This is a genomic window from Pyrococcus kukulkanii (genome assembly GCF_041647995.1).
Lineage (GTDB): Archaea > Methanobacteriota_B > Thermococci > Thermococcales > Thermococcaceae > Pyrococcus.
Window position 1 is genome coordinate 174,272 of the sequence record NZ_JARRIB010000003.1, and the last position, 17,106, is coordinate 191,377.

Below are 17,106 nucleotides of genomic sequence, written 5' to 3' on the forward strand. Positions count from 1 at the left end.
TAATTTCATTCTTGTACAACGTCGAAAAGAAAGATAATTATTAGCTATTGAAAGCAATTTCAAGTTATATGGCGGAGGAGTCCGTTTACAGGGCACTTAACATCGGGCTCGGATACTCTTCTCGAGAGTTCTATCCCGAGCTAAACATTGATATCATAGGGTATCTTTCCATAGCTCCAAGTCTGAAGAGTCCCTCGAGCATCGACAACAATTTATCCAACTTAGAGAGAATTTTGAGGGAAATTAGTGATACAGATTTTCTGAAAGCGAAGTTTAGGAGTGCAGGATATGAGTGGTGGTTCTATGATGGCTGTGATGATGAGTAAATTTTTGTCCCTCAGAAAATATACTCGCCCGAATCCTGAATTTATTTCTTATCTTCGAGAGAACTATGATAAAGTAGATCTGAAATCTATTTGGAGGATTATCAGCTCCGAATTCTCTTATGATTCGGATATTGCGCATTGTGACAAAATTTACTCTGCTTCTGAGTTAATGAAAGCCCGGAAAAGAGGAGGATGCTCTTCATATTCAATTCTCTCTTCATCTATTTTGAGATCTTTTGGCTATCCTACAGCGATTCTCGTTTGTTTATAGCTTGATACGATATTTTACAACGAGGAATTTGTCAACAAAATGGCTCATAAGCTTGGGGAGGAACACTTAGAAAAGATTAAGAGGAAATGTTTTATTGGCGGGCTATGTGCTATTAAGACGGTTCGATATTTAGTTTTTCCATAAAAATATATTTTATTTAATGGTATTGCCTCAAAATAATCTTTATACTTAGAAATATAGTATACAAAAGTCATAGCTTAGCTTATATGTAGTACTCTCTTACTATTCCAAAGCGCCTTTCGACTTCTCTATCAAACCAATAGCCACTCCCATAACGTATATACCTATTTGGATCCAGCCCATAATTTTCTTTTAATCTCCTACAAGTGGCATTCCATAATTGTTTTCTTGCATCCCAAACGTCCATATCATCTGATAAGAACTTCCATTTGTCTAAGACCTTATATAGGTTATACAGCTCAGTACCTCTATATGAATCAATATCTATCAAGATTTTTTAGGATCTCCATATTCTCTCGCAAGATCTCTTAGCCTTCTCATCCCATATCCAAGAGGGATTAGCGTATTCGCTATCCCGAAATATTTAGAAGATAAATCTACTAAGTTTAGCACCTCTAAATATAACTCTAACGAATTTTCGTCCTTAGCTTGTTTGTATATTTCGTAAGCCTTAGAAATTGCTCTCTGAGAATCTTTCATGATCTGGTAGAGCTTTTTATCTAATTTCTTAGGGTCTCTCACAAGATTCTTGGTCTCGTCGACAAGTTCTTTCAGACCTTTATGAACGAGAAAACCATATGTCCACTCTACGTAAAGATAGTGTTTATCTGGATGACCTTCAATTGCATTGAACTTAGAAAGAATATTATTCTTTATAGCTTTTGGAGTGTCTGGATGGAAATACAATATGTTTGCTCCTGAAATCTTCTCAAGCGCGAAGATTTTCTCGGGATAAGCTACAACGTATATCTTATCCGCCTTGGAGAGATTTTCCATTTTCCATCCTTCGAGATCTATTACCATGTCGTGAGCTTCTTCTAGTAGATAAGACTTAACAGGTCTCCCTGGATAATAAACTACTCCCTCATCTGCATCTACATAGATTTTCATTCCATCATATACAACACTTAAAATTCCGGTAGCTCCAACTACCGCTGGAATACCAAATTCTCTTGCAACTATAGCTGAATGAGATGTTATTGTTCCGACCTCATTTACTATTGCTCCGGCCTTTAACATATCTGGCATGTAATCGTTGTAAGTGGTTTTGGATACCAGCACTTCTCCGGGTTTTAATTTATCTAAATCATTTTTATCTCTGATTATTCTTGCAATTCCGATATATTTTCCTGTTCCGGTGGGAATTCCTACTATTTTAGACCAATCCTTCGGAACGTTAAATTTGATCTCTTTTCTTCTTTTTGGAGTTAGAGGTCTCGCCTGGAATATATAGATTATACCTTTCTTGATTCCAAACTCTACATCCACCGGATATCCAAAGAGCTTTTCTATCTCAAGCGTTTTTCGGGCGATCTCTGTTATGATTATATCGTCTAACGACTCCTCTCTAATGACTCTGTTAGATATTTTTAGGGAGTTTCTATCGACTCTATATATGTTTGTTTTTGCTTTCCCTGAGACAACATTCTCTCCCAATCCTTTTGCAATTTCAATAATCACTTCATTTTTATCAGAAAAGACATCTTTCGAAAAAGATACTCCCGCAAAATCTGTGTTTATAAATTCTTGAACTACTACTGCCATTTCTACTTCTCTCTTTATGTCCAAGAATCTCATATATGCCTTTACCCTTTCAGATTCAACAGATTCATATATTTTTTCTATAGCTATCCTTAGCTCTTCCAAGCTATTTATGGGAAATATTGAAACAAATTGTCCGGCGAAGCTATGGGATATGGAATCTTCTATCGTCGCAGAGCTTCTTGCAATAAGAGGAAATGTTATATTCAAGTACTTTATTGCATCTCCTACTTCCTCAATAACTTCATCTAGAGAATCTTTTCTTTTGAACTGTCTGTATGCGAGAGTGTTTATTATGAATCCTTTTGGAACATTAAATCCTTGAGAATATAACCTTTGAAGGGATGACCCTTTTCCACCCACTAATTCCAAGCGAGAATTTTCATGAAAGAAGTTTATATACCTAAACTTTTTAGAAGGGCTGGACATCCCAAATAATTGGATTTTATGTATATAAGCTTATTTAAGCCCTCTTTGATATCACCTTCTAAGTCTCGTAGCTTATCTTCAAACTCCTTCTTTAGAGAAGAGATTTCCTTCCTTATTTTCTTGACATCTCTTTCTTCCTCCTTTATCTCCTTATCAAGATACTTTGCATCCTTCTTAAGAGCTTTTACTTCATGATATGCTCTCCCAATGACTCTCTCTGCTTTTATAGATACTCTCCCTACTCCTATAGCTCCATAATACAACAGTGCAATCATATTTCCCACAAAGAATCCCCAGAATAGACTCTGAACGCTAAGGGACATGTTTGCCAGAATAGTAAAGTTTAAGATATTACTACTCCATAATAATAACATGGGGTTGGATTCCATAATCAGAAGAAGACTGAGTCTTCTTTATCCAAAATATGAGAAAAGTGATAAGTTTTGGAAAATTGAAAGAAGAGCTCAGGATTTTAATAGAGAGACAAGATATGATGTTCCAAAATTTGATGAGTATATGAGAAAGTATATTGATGAGATCGTTGATAGTACTGGAGTTTTAGACAGGTATACCCTTCCTTATGTTACAATCGCAGCCGCTGTTTATGAGTTGTATAAAAGAGATCCTCATTACTTCGATTTCGTTAAGCCCGGAAACGTTACTGAGGAGGCTTACAAGACCTTTGATTACCTATTGAACCAAGGAAAGGCTAAGGAAGTTTACCAGAGGTTGTCCGAGTTCTTGGAGAAGCCATTGAGCCAAGTCCCAGAGTTCCAGAGAATAGTCGAGTTCATCGACAAATATGGATTCAGACCTTATCGAGAGGATGTAAATGGGAATGATTCTAAGGTTAAATTTACGCTTTCAATTATCAAGGATAATGACATTATTTCAGCTGGGATTGGAGTATATTCCAGTGGAGATAAGTATAAGTTTGAAGAACTTAATACTAAAGTTGAAAAAGAGCTTCTTCCAGCCTTTGCGAGAGTAATAGCAAAAAAGACAGAAGAATATTTGAATAGGCTTGGCTACCAAGAAGATTAATTTTTATCTTCGAGCCACGTTTCTCTCCACGGCTTGACTCATTGAATAAAGTTCTCTAAGTCTCTGGTTGATGACTAACATCGCCTTCCTAAAGCGATAACCTTCTCTAATGGATAGATCTCTTAGAGTCTTCAGAATCTTGTGAGCAACGTCTCTTAGATGGTTAATCTCGCTAAGTTCTCCTTTTATGTTGACATTTTTAATCTTCTTTAGCAAGTCTCTAATCCCTTCCTCGATGCTCTTGAAGCTCTCGGAGATTCCCTCTAAGCTCTTGATGGAATTCTTGAGAGGATCGATCTTCGAGATTATCTTATTGCTAATTCCCTCGTTCTTCAAATCTTTCTCGAGCCTTGAAATGTCCCTTCTTACGTCTTCAAGATCCTCTTCTTGCCTTCTCAATATATCTCCAATTCTCACCAAGTGTCCTTCCCACTGCTCGAGCTTCTTCAATTCAACTTCAACGGAATTCAGGGCAGATAACAATCCCTGAAATTCTCCATCCATATCTCTCCAGAACTCTTCGACTTCTCTCTCCAAGTCACTTAAAGATTCCTCTATGATCTCCATTGCGTTGTTCACTCCCTTTCCAAAGGCTTCAACTACTTTGTGCGGATAAACTTCATTCGCCATCTCTACAGCTTTAACATCCTTGAAAGCTATCAACTGCTTCCTTATCTTCTCAAGATGCTTCTTAACGGCATTGGATAATCTAACAGAGTACTTGTTCTTCTTCCTCATCTCTTCGAGATATTTTTCTAACCTCTCTATCTTACTCTCGTCGAACTTCAACCCATTCACCATTCGGGACATCGTGTGTATCTGATGGAAAGCTTCTCCCGACTCTCTAACTATTTTTCTCAGCTCCTGAGAGATCTCTTTTAACTCGCCTCCACCTCTCCCAATTTTTCTCAAGGTTTCCACGAGGTGTTTATCATGGGTAATCCTCTCCTCAAACCCCAATAGATTCTCTTCAACGGCATCGTACTCTTTTACTATCCTCTCGAACTCTCCAGAGAAGGTCTCGAAGTCCTTTAGGTAGGCCTTTAAATTACCTAAGGCTTCTTCAGTCTTTATCAGGGCTTTCTCGAGGTCAGAATCAACGTTTTTCATCTCATCAACCATTCTCTCAATGTCCCTGAGAACTTTCTCTGTCTGTTCTTTCAGACTCTCAAGAGGTTTATCTGCCTTCTCCTTTAACTCCTTTGAGAGAGCCTTTAATAACTCTCTTTTCTTGTTTGGCCTTAGCATGTAGAGAATCGATCCATACTTCTTCATGAACTCTTGAATGAGCCTCTTAGATTCCTCTATATAGCTTAAGACTTCTTTAACATCCATCTCTTCTACCTTTAAGTCTTTGTTTAGCTTCTCCTCGAGTTTTTTGATCCTCTTCTCAAACTCCTTCCTTGCCTCCTCCATCTCCCTGTGAATCTCCTTCAGATCCTTCAGCTCCTCCTTTTCTTCTTTTTCTAATCTCTTCTCTTCTTTTCTAAGAGCTTTTACTTCATGATAAGCCCTCCCAACTAATCTTCCAGCCTTCAAACCAATCTTTCCAACTCCAATGAATCCGTAGTATAATAAAGCGATCATATTTCCCGCGAAGAAACCCCAAAACAAACTTTGGACGCTAAAGGGCATGTTCTTCGATGCTTGCATCCAGAGATCTTGCAACTCGAAGAGCATTCCGAGGGTTATCATCGACAGGGCTATCGCCGTTAAAGACCCTCCGACCTTCGATTTATAATGCTCGTAGACCAATCTCGGGAGAGAGAATCCGAGTATGAACGATCCAAGGGTGAACAATAAGTTAGCCGTCGGAGATGCCATTCCTATTATTTCTCCCCCGGTGGTTATTTACTTTTCCTTCGAAGAATCGAGACGAAGAATCCCTTAACCATAACTCTCAAGAACGATAGGAAACCGTGGAAAAAGAGCTCGGAGAATCCCATAATACTACTCAACGCCGAAGAGAAGAAAGAGAAAGAGCTCTGATTTTAGCTTTATCCACGAGTTATGCCATCTAACGTGAAAAAGTTTGATGAAATGGTAAGAGATTAGCGGAAGGGCTCTCTAAGCTCACCTTATCTCCCTGTACCTGAAAGTTGGCAGAGGTTTCTTGAAGATCACGAAGAACAGGCCGTGGAATAAGTAGGTAAAGATCATCTGGAACGGAGCCAGAGCCCTCAACCACCTCGGGAGATCTGACTGGGCGAACCTTCTATCAAAAGTGTAAGACTTTATCGCGAAGGTTATCACATTCCTCTTCCCGACCTTCTTCTTCATCCTGTATCCGAAGTCGAAGTCCTCCCCAGGATACAACGCCTTAAACTCCACGAAATCCTCCCTCCTGATGGCAAAAACATTTGTTAGAGTCAGGGGAGCGTTCAAAATATTATTAAAGAGTATGAAGAAGGGCCATCCTATTAGGTCTCCGAGCAAGAAGTTTCCAAACCTCACGAACGATTTGGGATAGAACTTGGGAAGGTGAATCAGCTTGGGATATACGTAGGACAAGTCTCTCCTTCTCTCGATTATCTTAGCTAACTTGATCATATCTTCAGCCTTTAACCAGCTATCTGCATCGAAGAAAAACCATGACCTCTCCAGAGGATAGTTCATAACCTAGTTAAACAAAAGCTTAGAGCCACTCGATCTTGACTTTGTCTTTAATGTTCTTGAATTCTTCATCCCCGGTTAAAAGGGTTGCATCGAGGTCTATTGCTGTTGCAGTTGTGAAGGCGTTTGCATGGCTTAGTTTGTGGAAGGCTTTTATTCTGCCGGCAATTGGGGAGAGGTGCTCATCCGCGGGGGTGAATAGGATTGGGCTTTTCAGCAGGTTGGCTATGATGAAGTCAGCAACGTCAACATCCTTTCTGCGTGCTATGATGTAGTAGATCTCGCCAAGATTCACAATGTTCATGTAAACCTTTACTTCTCCATTTCTAGCTTTATTTAGCAGTTCTTCAACGCGCTTTGCATCCTTTTCGTTGAGGAGGTAAGTTAGTATAGCGTAACTGTCAAGCACTACTCTCTCCATTTTTTGGCCTCTAGTTCTTCTTCCTCCTTCCTTACCTCCTCCATAATTTCTTTCAAAGGTTTTTCAAGCTTTAATATTCCCTTGAGGTCAATGTCCCTTTTTATTGGAACTATCACTATCTCGTTTCCAAAGTCAAGAATCTCAAGCTCATCCCCTTCCCTAATCCCAAACTTCTCGCGAATAACTTTTGATATGACTATCTGACCCTTCGAAGAAACTTTAACAGTCACCATCTTACATTCACTAAGTTAGTCTTACCAACAGAGCATAAAAATATTTTCAACTCAGCATATTCAAAACCCCCTAATTACTTTCTCAACAACGGGATCTACTATCTTGTAAGTTTTCTTCCCGTTCTGGAGTTCTGCTTTTATCCAGCTCATCTTCTCAAGGTTCTTAAGTAAGGCCGAAAGCCTGGCGTTTGTTATGGGGCCATATTTAACTTCAACGTACTCCTTTATCTTTGACCACCGGTTCATGCCCAAAGATATTGCCTTTAGTATCTCTAAGTACCTCTCACTCCTTTTCTCCAGCTCTGCTAGCTCCGATCTTATTAGGGATTGAGCACTCCGAAAGGTTCTCTCCAACGCTTTTCTATGGTCTTTAGTGTGCACGTAATGGTAGCCGTATTCGACCAGCCATCCTGGGATCCCGTCTAAGTTCTCGACGGCTTCTTCAAGATGCTCCTCTGGAACATCGATTTTTACTTCCCTAAAGCCCTCCTTCAAGAATTCAACTGAAAGATCCCTGGGGAAGGGCTCCAGTGTTATCTCGTTGTATATCCTTCCAAAGAGAGGAGCCTTAGAGTCTTCAAATCCTAGGAAGTCATGCAACAAACCCACCTCGGATCCTGAAAAGAGGAACCTAAGCCACTCATGATTGTCATAGGAATACGCAACGGCTAGTAGAAAGTCCTCGCCACCCCTCGCCCCATAAAATCTGAAGTATTGGGCCTCATCGAAGGCTAAAACAACTACTCTCTTCCTTTTCTTCCCGTATGAGTTTAATACATCAAAGATATCGGGTAAATCAATTGATATTGGCTCAAGCTTAATTCCAGGAAGGCTTATCTCCTTTATTTTTACCCTCCTAATAGTGCCCAGGAGTTGAGTTTTGAGTTTCTCATCTGAAATTCTACCTCTCCTCATGGCCCTTCTTACGTCGATGTAGATCCCTACTACATCACTCTCGTTCAGCGAAACCCTGATTATTGAAGACTTCCCTGTCCTCCTTATTCCGAGTAATACCGTTATGGGATAGTTAACTAGTGAATGCATGAGCTCGGAGAGCTCTTTTTCTCTGTCAAACAGTTCTTCCCTTTTCTCTTTGGGCCTCGGATCGAACAACAAAGTATCGCCCCCGATACTTAGTATCGGTATCGATACTTAATAACGTTTCCAGGATCAAAGCTTAATACTCCCCAAGGCTAAATAGTTCTGAGGGGTAGCGATGGTGGAGAATAAACCCATTGAACTAATTCTTCCCAAGGTTGAGGGGGCGGTGCTAATAGAGGGATACCCAGGAATTGGGCTCGTCGGTCACATAGCTGCCAATTTCTTAGCTAAAGAGCTTGAAATGGAAATGATAGGGTACGTTGAGAGCTCCTTTATTCCACCGATGACTTTAATTCTTGAGGGCAAGCCAAATCCTCCCCTGAGGTTCTACGGCAAGGATAACATAATCATAGCGGTTGCGGACATTTACCTCCCCCCGACTCTGATAAACGAGATAGCAAGGGAGATGGCCAACTACCTTAAGTCCGTAAACGCAAGCAAGGTAGTATCCCTGGGAGGAATGGGCATAGGAATGTTCAAGGAGAAGTTTGAGGTCTGGGGTGTGGGTGGCACCGAAGAGGAGAATAAGGAGCTTGAAAACCTTGGAGTAAAAATTCTGAAGTTCGGCTCGATAAGCGGGATGAGCGGTAAGCTGCTTTGGGAGGCTTCGAGGGCCGGATTGAAGAGCTATGTTCTACTGGGAGAAACCTTTGGAGACAGGCCCGATCCAAGGGCTGCAGCTAACGTCGTTGAAGTCCTGAAGAAGATGCTCAACATAGAGGTTTCAATTGAACCGCTAATCAAGGAGGCAGAGATGATCGAAGAGCAACTGAGAAGGATGCATGAGCAGATGGAAGAGGCGAGGAGAAAGGTTGAGAAGCAGTACGAGACGATGTACCTGTGAGGTGGGATTATGGAGCTTCCCCTTCTCTCCGGAATAACGAGGAGGGCTTTGGATGCCCTCTTAAGGAATCCCTTTCGGACGTTGGAAATAAGGAGTGCCAGAAACTATATCGTGCTGGAGAGGGTAAGAGAGGGTGACTTAGTATTCCTTACTTATGAATCGCTTGAGGACGTAACTAAGGGAACGGAAGGTATAGTTGCAAGGGTAGTTAAGATTGAGAGGATGTTCCAGAGGGTTCCCTGGGAGGAGAGTGACGAGAGGGAGATGAACATTTGCAGGGTCCAGCTGAGGCTTGTTGGTCTTGGGAGGATAATTGAGGTCGAGGAGAAAGATGGGATGGTGTTCGTTAAGGTCAGGGAGATGATGCACCACGAGATGAGCATGGGCTAAAAGAAATCCAGCGTTCTCTGCCTTGACTTCTTTCTACTTTCCCTCTTTGGGGGCTCGAGCTTCCTAAACTCTAGTCCCTCCTTTTCAAGGAGTTTCCTTGCCCCTTCCGTTAGGGAGGGCGCAACAAGTATTCCCCTAACTTTGTCCCCGTACTCCTCTTTAAGGGAGTCAACGTACCTCTTCAACTGACTTACCGCGTGTAGATCTGCCCTTCTCCTCTTAAGCTCTAAGACCACCACGTTCTCCTCCCTGTCTACCCCCAGGATGTCAACTATTCCATGCTTTATCGGCTTCTCCTTGAACATCGGCTTGAATCCTTCCTCTATTACTTCGGGCTTTTCGAATATTAGCTTGGCCATCTCTGCCTCGCTTCCCGTTAACGAGAGCTCCTCATAATCTTCGGCTAGAAAAACGGTGATTGCATAGTTCTCTATCAGCTCAACCTCTAACTTCTCCCTGGGCTTTCTCCTTATGCTGACGACTTTATTTCCTTCAATCTTCACCACGCTTCCTGGAGGTTGCCAGTTGACTGGTTCCCTCTTCTTGTTCTGGTGTATCAGGAAGCTTCCGTCCGGCTTTATGATTATAATCCTGTCCCCCTCTCCAAGCTCACTTTTTGCCCTCCCCTCATAATAAACCCTGCATCTGGCGAATATTGTAACCATCCCGTTGTGCTTCTCGGCGAATTCTAGTAATTCCTTCACATCTTCTACCGTGGGGTTTTCTCTAACTACTATCTTTTTCACGTACAACACTCTCCAACAATCATTAAAAGGAAATTGTTAATGTTAGGTGGGGGTGCTTAAATGTTCAACCTTCGCGATTTCCTGTGGAACTACTTTATAAGGCCAATGTACACGAGGGAGGGATACAATCCGATAAATACAGTTGTCTATGCTTTAATCTTCGGCTTTGCCGTGATATACACTTACAAGTATATAATCAAACCCCTGAAGATAAAGGTTGATGAGAGATTATTTCTTGCCGTAACCCCAATGGTAATTTTTGGTTCCACCGTAAGGGCTTTGGTTGATGGGGGAGTATTAAAGCCAAACCCTTGGATTTTGACTCCGGGCATATTCTTCACGGCATTCTTCTTGATAGTCCCCGTTCTCTTCGCGGATGTCAAGCTGAAGATGTACCCAAAGCTTACAATAGCATGGGGTGCCGGACTGGCCCTCTACGCGAACTACCTCCTCTTCAAGAATGTGAAGTGCTGGGAGCCTTATGAGCTAACCTTACTCCACACGGTGGTAAGCTTTATTGTTGTTTTGGCATTTTACAGATTTAAGCCCTTTGACAGGCTCTACTTGTATCCAGTTTTAGCTCACTACTTTGATATAGCATCAACGGTCGTTGCAATTCACTTCTACCACTACATGGAGGTTCACTGGATTGAGAGGCACCTCGTCAGCTGGTTTGGAGCCTACGCTTACTATCCGTGGATAACCATAATACTCGTGGCCGTCTACTACATCCTTAAAACGATGGTTCCGGATGAGGAGGAGAGGAACTACTGGTACCTTGCCATATACATCCTGGGGCTTGGGCCTGCTATAAGGGATCCCGCTCAGATGATCTTGCAGATAGCCTGTCAATGATGAAACCGGCACTGCCTGATTGATGATGACCACTCGGTTGACCGAGACGGAAACGTTAAATAGAACTTGGGAGAAGGATTTGTGATGTTCCGCAGGCTCTCCTCCATTCCTTCGCTTGAGGTTCTTGGTGAGGTATCAAGGTTAGTTGGTCCCCTAAGGGAGGGGGATCTGCTTGGGGTTATAGCTACTGATCAGCTCGCCTATTCTTACGCTCTCTCTACGGCAGTTGAATCCGTAGGCAGGGCTTACTATATGGACGTCTCTTCGAGGATTCCTCCCGTAAGTGGAGAAGTTTTATTTGGAAGGGTTTATTCCATGGAGGAAGTGCTTTCCGGCCTTGATTACGTTGAGGATGGTTCCCTTGTAATCGTTGGCTCCCTCAACGTTCTTGAGCCTTCTAAGGAGGATATCCTTGAAGTGAAGAAAATAGCAGATAGAAAGGGCCTTTATATGATGTTCGTCGTTGAGGAGCCTTCTTTAAATGAATTAGACCTTCTGTCGGAGGCCAAAAGGCTCTTCATAGTTCCCGAGGTTTTTGAGCAGCTCCTCGTCCTCAGGATTTCATATTATAGAGGTAAGTACAGGCTCTCGCTCAGCGTTTTAAGAACTTACCCGGACAACTTAAGGGCGCTCGGCGAGCACGAGATACAGATTAAAGAAGAAGCCTTGTTCCCAAGTAGAGGAGGGCAACCCCAAGAATGATTGCCAGGGCCACATAATCTATTGGCTTCATCTTAAGGTCAACTAAGTATGTCCTTTTCCTTGAAGCTCCAAATGCCCTGCTCTCCATGGCTATAGCGAGCTCATGTGCAGTCCTTATCGTGAGAACCAAGAGGGGGATTATAACGGCCGTCATCTTTTTGGCCCTCTCGAGGAAGTTCCCTTTCTCAAGCTCAAGCCCCCTGCTCTTTTGAGCGTCCATAACGTTCTGGGCGAGGGCGTATATCGTCGGTACGTACCTTAGGGCAATTAAAACGGCTAGCCCTATCTCGTACGGAAGCCCAAGCTTCGTGAATCCCCTGATTAGGTCTCTCTGCTTTGTCGTCATCATTAGGCCGAAGGCCATTATCGTTATTCCCATTAGCCTGAACGTGTACGCTATGCCAACCAAAACTCCCCTTTCCCAGGGATCTATGATGATCGGCCAGCTGATAAATGTTAGCACAAAAACCGGAATTAGTGGCTTCAAAACCTTTAATTGTTCCTTAACTTCAATTTTTCCCAAGATTTTAAGGCCAATAATGGTAAATACAAAGATAAGGGGTGAGTATATGGGATCCTTTATCATGAGCCCCATGGTCATGAATATGGCAGTTCCGATAATCTTTACCCTTGGATCAAGGGAGTGGAGTATTGAATCCCTCTCAAGGTATAGGGAGAACATCATCCTAGAACCACCTTTATCAGTTCTTCCTCTGACCTCACGAATCCGACTCCAATCTCTTCGGCTATCTTTAGGACTTCGGGCACTTCTAAGCTGTACTGCCTTAGATCAAGGTTGAAAAATTCTCTAACGCTTCCGTAAAATTTCACTTCTCCTTTATCGAGCAGTAACACGGTATCGGCGAGCCTGAGGAGGAACTCCATATCATGTGTAACCAAAACTATTGAGTGCCCCTCCCTCTTTAAATTGAGCAGGACTTTCTCTAGGCTCTTGATTCCTCTGTAGTCTAATCCGGTTGTCGGTTCATCGAGAACGATTATCTTGGGCTTCATAGCTAGAATGCATGCTATGGCGAGCCTCTGCTTCTCCCCTCCGCTGAGCTCGAAGGGGTTCCTCTCCTCAAACTCCTCCAGTCCAACCACTCTCAGGGCCCACTTGACTCTCTCCTCCAGCTCCTTTCCAGAAACTCCAAGGTTCCTGGGGCCGAAGGCAACCTCCTTAAAAACGGTCTCCTCAAAGAACATTCCTTCAGGATTCTGGAATACGTAACCAACAATTCTGCTCATCTCGGCAACTGTTTTTTCCTTAACGTCTATTCCCTCCACGATGACCTTGCCTTTCTTGGGCTTCAACAATCCGTTCATCATCTTCGTTAGAGTCGTCTTTCCGCTACCGTTAGGCCCCACAACTCCAAGAACTCCACCGGAAAACTCAAAGCTAACCGATTTAAGCACGGGTTTCCCTTCCTCGTACCAGAACCATACATCGAGGAATTTTATCATCGAATGACCCTACGTGTTTTGAGTTAAAAGTTTTGAGAATAGAGAAAAGTTTTTATTTGGAAAAAGTTCTCCCCACATTAGCGGGGCCTGAACTCATGAGAGGTTCTATTCTAAAAGTGAGAAAGGGGAAGAAATATGCAAGTGAAAGTTGACCCAGAAGAGATTAGGAGAATCAAGCGCGAACTTGAGGCTCTACAAGAAGAGAGGAGGAACATAGAGCTTAAGCTACAGGAGCTACAGCAAGAGCTGAACACTTGGATCCAGAAGAGGGATGAAAAGAACGCGGAGGTCAGGAGGCTTAGGGAGAAGGCGAAGGAGTTCAAAGCAAAGAGGGACGAGATAAACGCCAAGATTAAGGAGCTTAAGAAGAACAGAGAGGAAATAAATGCCAAGCTCGACCTTCTCTATCAGGAGGCCCTGGAGTATAGGACTAAGAGGGATGAATACAGGCAGTTAAGAAGGCTTAAGATGCCTAAAGATAAAATCGAGGAGAGAATCGAGAAGCTTGAGTGGGAGCTCCAGACCAATCCAAACATAACCCCTGAGAGGGAGAGGCAGATAGTCGATCAAATCCAAGTTCTTGCAACTGAGCTCGAGATAATTCAGCAGATTGAAAGGTTCAATAATAAGCTCCAAGAAGTTAGGAAGAAGATAGATCAGCTTAAGAAGGCAAGGAGGGCTATAAGCTTAGAGATTCAGCAATTGGCAAATCAAAGCCAGCAGTTCCATGAACAGATGATAAAGAGTTATCAGAAGGCTGATGAAGTTAAGAAGGAGGCTGATGAGTACCACCAGAAGGTAGTTGAGCTGAGGGAGAAAGTGAGGGAAATTAGGAGGCAACTCAGGGAGCTCGACAGGAAGATACTTGAGTACGATCAGAAGCACAAGGAGCTAATAGCGTACAAGCTGGTTGCAAGGATGCTCTCGAAGAGGGATGCAAACTTCGAGAAGGCCGTCCAAGCCTTGGAGAAGTTTAAACGTGGAGAGAAGCTTACCTGGGACGAGATACTGCTACTCCAGAGGTACAATCTCGTGTGATCGGAGATGGAAGTCGTTAAGCACGATGGGCCTGGCAGGTTAGGAGTTATAAGGCTAGATCCTCCGGTTCAAACTCCCGCACTGGCTGGAGTTGATTTCACGCTCTCCCCATTCAACTCGTTCTTCCATCCAAAGGATTTTTCTGAGTACGATTTCAACTTGGCTCCTTCAATTCCAATAAGCTATTACACTCCCGATGAAGTGATAAAGAAGGCCTTAAAGAGGCTCTGGGACGTTGATTATTCTAAGTTCAACGCCTTCTACTTTCCCGCTCTAAAGAGGGATAAGTACCATGAGGAGCTCTTCAGGATAATCGAGGAGAATGAGTTTGAGGCAATTTACATAGGGAACTCAAAGATCATGGTTAGGGACTACAGGGGGTTCGTGAAGACCATTAGGGAGCTCAGGGAGAGATTTCCAAATGCCGTGCTAATCACGGATCTAGAACCCTTCTTCTATCCCCTAGCCGTTTACCTTGGGGTTGATGCCTTTGACGTTAGGTCTTTGAAAATTTATGAATTTGAGGGGTTAGGGTTTACCCAGTTCTCGCCCATAGTGTGGGACTCTCCCAATGATCCAGTTGAGTTCGCGAAGAACGTGATAAAGCTAGTCAAAGTTGCAATTCAGGAGGGAAAGCTTAGGTATCTCGTTGAGAACTTCCTACCAACGGCCATGAACGCTGGAATTTTGAGGATCGCCGACAGGGAAAACATGGATTACCTTGAAAAGTACACGCCGGTTCACGATAAGACCGTCGTCTTCATAAGCGACCACTCAATGACGAGGCCTGAGGTTTTTAGGTGGCGCTCAAGGGTCGTTGAGAGGTTTAAGCCTCCCCAAGGAATTGATCTCCTTTTGATCCTACCATGCTCGGCGAAGAAGCCCTACTCAAGGTCAAGATCCCATGCTCTCTATAGGAAGGCAATGAAAGATGCTCTCGGGAATAGGCTCTACAGGGTTCACGAGCTCATAATTACCTCTCCCTACGGTGTAGTCCCCAGGGAGTGGGAGTGGCTGGCAAAGTACGATATAGTCGTTACGGGCCACTGGAGCGAGTGGGAGGTTAAGTTTGCCGGTGAGCTTTTAGCGGAAACCCTGGAGAAGTACCCCGACATCCCTATAATTGCACACGTAGAAGGAGGCTATAGGGAGGCCGTTAAGCTTGCCATGGAACTAACCAGTAGGGACGTAATATTTACCGCCGGAGAATCTACAACCTCGAGGGAGTCGCTTGAGAAGCTTAGGAAAACGTTGGCCGAGTTCGACCTTAGGGAAGTTGACAAGGCCCACAGGAGGTACAGGTTCTATGAGAACGTTAGAAAGGTTTTCGACTTCTACTTTGGCCTTGGGGCTGGAGAAGCAGTTCTTCCAGATAACGCTCAGATAGTCGGCTCAAAGATGCTCAGACTTATAGTTAACAACTCCCAGACCGGAACCTTCCAAGAGGGGGTCATAAGCGTAACACCCTTCGGGATGCAGAGGATATACGATGAGCTGAGAGCTTATTGGGTTGAGGTTGACTTCGAGATAAGGGGAGACGTGTTCTCAGCGGGAGTTGAGAGTGCCGATGATAAAATAAGGCCCAACGATTGGGTTGGCGTTGTTAGAGATGACAGGGTTGTTGCCGTGGGGAGGGCCGTTTTGAGCGGTGAGGAAATGGTGAGGGCCAAGAAGGGAATAGCCGTGAAGGTGAAGAAGAGGGCGAAGGGGTGAGATCATGAAGTTCATCGTGAAGACCCAGATGGATATGGAGGCCGTTGCTGGGAACTACATCAAGGAGATCCTTCCCAACGCTAAGGTCACGATAGCTCCCGAGGGCTATCCTGGGATAGTTATAGTTGAGGCTGAAGATGAGAATGCCTTCCAAAAGATTCTGGAAGTTCCAGAGGTTGAGAAGGTCTATCCGGTCTTGGTAGAAGTTCCCGCAACCCTTGAGGATATAAAGTCGGCTGCCGAGGAGATAGTGAAGCACATAAACGATGGTGAGAGCTTTGCGGTTAGAACGAAGAAGAGAGGGAAGAAGGACTTCTCGAGTGTCGATGTAAATGTAGTGCTTGGTGCTAGAATCAAGGATCTCAAGAATGTTGAGGTGAACTTAAGCTACCCCGATAAGGTCGTTCAAGTCGAGATAATAGGGGACAAAGCGTACATCTCCGTGATCCCTGGGGAAGAGTACATGAAGTGGAAGAAGTATCCCAAGGAGAAGCCCGACTGCAGGAAGCTTTTTAAGAAACTGACGATAGTCCAGATGCCCTACTGGGGAGATTACAAGACCGCGAGGGCCTTCGGTGAGAAGATTGGAAGGGCTGCCCAGGCCTTTGAGGTTAAGGAACTCATAATTGCCCCTAAGGAGAAGATGAATGCTTACGAGCTAATGGCCTTCATAAGGGGGGTCAAGGAGGGGCAGGAGAGTAGGTATCAGATACAGAGGGAGGCTTATCCGTGGCAGGTTGAAAAGGTTCCGGTAACAGTTTGGGATCTGTATCAGGTCATAAGGGACAAGAGAAGGAACAGGAGGCTAATAATAATCACCGATCCAAAAGGCCCAACCCTAAATGAGGTAAAGAATAAGCTGGCAAAGGACATGTACTATGCAAAGGAAGTAGTGGTTTTCATAGGGTCAAGGGAAGGAATTCCGGTTGGCCTGTTCAGGTTCGCAGATTACGTCGTTGATTTGGCCCCTTACATGACGTTCGCGACTGAACACGGAATTCCAGCGACTTTAGTTGCCTTGTGGACGATCTATGAGGAAGAGCTCAGGAGGAGGGGAGAAGTTGCTGGAGAGGATTAAAGAGCTTATAAGGCTGCGGAGGTCAAGATGTCCCTTCTTTAGGAGATTTGAGGAGTGGAGGATGAGGAGAAAAGTTGACTTCAAGGTTCGCTGAC

The 17,106-nt window shown here is 43.7% G+C and carries 21 protein-coding genes; 10 read left to right on the forward strand and 11 right to left on the reverse strand.

Features of this window, described 5'->3' with window-relative positions; all coding sequences use genetic code 11:
- The first annotated feature begins 68 nt into the window (after nt 1-68).
- Nucleotides 69-326: a hypothetical protein gene (locus tag P8X24_RS07210; protein ID WP_372914903.1), complete on the forward strand. Its 258-nt coding sequence runs from the start codon at nt 69-71 to the stop codon at nt 324-326.
- Nucleotides 319-597, forward strand: a complete 279-nt coding sequence (locus P8X24_RS07215; RefSeq protein WP_372915338.1) for a transglutaminase domain-containing protein — start codon at nt 319-321, stop codon at nt 595-597. Before P8X24_RS07210 ends, P8X24_RS07215 begins: the two co-directional genes overlap by 8 nt.
- Nucleotides 598-820: 223 nt before the next feature.
- On the opposite strand, the gene P8X24_RS07220 is transcribed toward P8X24_RS07215, so the two are convergent.
- Genes P8X24_RS07220 through P8X24_RS07230 form a run of 3 tightly spaced genes read right to left on the reverse strand, consistent with a single transcriptional unit; the run spans nt 821 to nt 3,053 of the window.
- A complete protein-coding gene (locus P8X24_RS07220; protein ID WP_372914905.1) occupies nt 821-1,069 on the reverse strand; it encodes a hypothetical protein in 249 nt (82 codons plus the stop codon).
- Nucleotides 1,066-2,703 (reverse strand): PEP/pyruvate-binding domain-containing protein, encoded by a 1,638-nt coding sequence (locus tag P8X24_RS07225; RefSeq protein ID WP_372914907.1) that lies wholly within the window; start codon nt 2,701-2,703, stop codon nt 1,066-1,068. The genes P8X24_RS07220 and P8X24_RS07225 overlap by 4 nt, the downstream gene beginning before the upstream one ends.
- A gap of 32 nt (nt 2,704-2,735) precedes the next feature.
- Nucleotides 2,736-3,053 (reverse strand): hypothetical protein, encoded by a 318-nt coding sequence (locus P8X24_RS07230; RefSeq protein ID WP_372914909.1) that lies wholly within the window; start codon nt 3,051-3,053, stop codon nt 2,736-2,738.
- A gap of 37 nt (nt 3,054-3,090) precedes the next feature.
- Here P8X24_RS07230 and P8X24_RS07235 point away from each other — a divergent pair, with 37 nt between their 5' ends.
- Entirely contained in the window at nt 3,091-3,813 is a 723-nt protein-coding gene (locus tag P8X24_RS07235) for a hypothetical protein (RefSeq protein WP_372914911.1), read from the forward strand.
- Between the two features lie 3 nt (nt 3,814-3,816).
- Here the strand turns inward: P8X24_RS07235 and P8X24_RS07240 are convergent, their stop codons facing one another.
- The 5 genes from P8X24_RS07240 to P8X24_RS07260 form a co-directional block, all read right to left on the reverse strand.
- The gene (locus tag P8X24_RS07240) at nt 3,817-5,637 is read right to left on the reverse strand and encodes a hypothetical protein (RefSeq protein WP_372914913.1); all 1,821 of its coding nucleotides are present in this window, start codon (nt 5,635-5,637) and stop codon (nt 3,817-3,819) included.
- A gap of 249 nt (nt 5,638-5,886) precedes the next feature.
- Nucleotides 5,887-6,429: a hypothetical protein gene (locus P8X24_RS07245; RefSeq protein ID WP_372914915.1), complete on the reverse strand. Its 543-nt coding sequence runs from the start codon at nt 6,427-6,429 to the stop codon at nt 5,887-5,889.
- A 19-nt stretch (nt 6,430-6,448) separates the two neighbouring features.
- Entirely contained in the window at nt 6,449-6,847 is a 399-nt protein-coding gene (locus P8X24_RS07250) for a type II toxin-antitoxin system VapC family toxin (RefSeq protein WP_372914917.1), read from the reverse strand.
- Nucleotides 6,835-7,080, reverse strand: a complete 246-nt coding sequence (locus tag P8X24_RS07255; protein WP_372914919.1) for an AbrB/MazE/SpoVT family DNA-binding domain-containing protein — start codon at nt 7,078-7,080, stop codon at nt 6,835-6,837. Before P8X24_RS07255 ends, P8X24_RS07250 begins: the two co-directional genes overlap by 13 nt.
- Nucleotides 7,081-7,140: 60 nt before the next feature.
- Nucleotides 7,141-8,196, reverse strand: a complete 1,056-nt coding sequence (locus P8X24_RS07260) for an AAA family ATPase (RefSeq protein WP_372914920.1) — start codon at nt 8,194-8,196, stop codon at nt 7,141-7,143.
- Nucleotides 8,197-8,296: 100 nt separating this feature from the next.
- Between P8X24_RS07260 and P8X24_RS07265 the strand changes: the two genes are divergently transcribed.
- Entirely contained in the window at nt 8,297-9,025 is a 729-nt protein-coding gene (locus tag P8X24_RS07265; RefSeq protein WP_372914922.1) for a proteasome assembly chaperone family protein, read from the forward strand.
- Nucleotides 9,026-9,034: 9 nt separating this feature from the next.
- Nucleotides 9,035-9,415: a DUF473 domain-containing protein gene (locus tag P8X24_RS07270; protein ID WP_372914924.1), complete on the forward strand. Its 381-nt coding sequence runs from the start codon at nt 9,035-9,037 to the stop codon at nt 9,413-9,415.
- On the opposite strand, the gene nucS is transcribed toward P8X24_RS07270, so the two are convergent.
- Nucleotides 9,412-10,161, reverse strand: a complete 750-nt coding sequence (gene nucS, locus P8X24_RS07275) for an endonuclease NucS (protein WP_372914926.1) — start codon at nt 10,159-10,161, stop codon at nt 9,412-9,414. The two genes, P8X24_RS07270 and nucS, sit on opposite strands and share 4 nt — an antisense overlap.
- Before the next feature lie 60 nt (nt 10,162-10,221).
- Here nucS and P8X24_RS07280 point away from each other — a divergent pair, with 60 nt between their 5' ends.
- Nucleotides 10,222-11,016, forward strand: a complete 795-nt coding sequence (locus P8X24_RS07280) for a DUF63 family protein (RefSeq protein ID WP_372914928.1) — start codon at nt 10,222-10,224, stop codon at nt 11,014-11,016.
- A gap of 84 nt (nt 11,017-11,100) precedes the next feature.
- Nucleotides 11,101-11,718, forward strand: coding sequence for a hypothetical protein (locus P8X24_RS07290; protein WP_372914930.1), 618 nt, complete (start codon nt 11,101-11,103; stop codon nt 11,716-11,718).
- Here P8X24_RS07290 and P8X24_RS07295 read toward each other — a convergent pair.
- Nucleotides 11,669-12,403, reverse strand: a complete 735-nt coding sequence (locus tag P8X24_RS07295; RefSeq protein ID WP_372914932.1) for an energy-coupling factor transporter transmembrane component T family protein — start codon at nt 12,401-12,403, stop codon at nt 11,669-11,671. The genes P8X24_RS07290 and P8X24_RS07295 overlap by 50 nt on opposite strands.
- Entirely contained in the window at nt 12,400-13,182 is a 783-nt protein-coding gene (locus tag P8X24_RS07300) for an energy-coupling factor ABC transporter ATP-binding protein (RefSeq protein WP_372914934.1), read from the reverse strand. Before P8X24_RS07300 ends, P8X24_RS07295 begins: the two co-directional genes overlap by 4 nt.
- Before the next feature lie 135 nt (nt 13,183-13,317).
- Here P8X24_RS07300 and P8X24_RS07305 point away from each other — a divergent pair, with 135 nt between their 5' ends.
- From P8X24_RS07305 to P8X24_RS07315, 3 genes are read left to right on the forward strand one after another with little or no spacing between them, the layout of a single operon-like run.
- On the forward strand, nt 13,318-14,220 hold the full coding sequence (locus P8X24_RS07305; RefSeq protein ID WP_372914937.1) for a coiled-coil protein: 903 nt from the start codon (nt 13,318-13,320) through the stop codon (nt 14,218-14,220).
- Between the two features lie 6 nt (nt 14,221-14,226).
- Nucleotides 14,227-15,933 (forward strand): archaeosine synthase subunit alpha, encoded by a 1,707-nt coding sequence (arcS, locus tag P8X24_RS07310; protein ID WP_372914939.1) that lies wholly within the window; start codon nt 14,227-14,229, stop codon nt 15,931-15,933.
- A 4-nt stretch (nt 15,934-15,937) separates the two neighbouring features.
- A complete protein-coding gene (locus P8X24_RS07315; protein WP_372914941.1) occupies nt 15,938-17,011 on the forward strand; it encodes an SPOUT family RNA methylase in 1,074 nt (357 codons plus the stop codon).
- Nucleotides 17,012-17,106 lie beyond the last annotated feature (95 nt).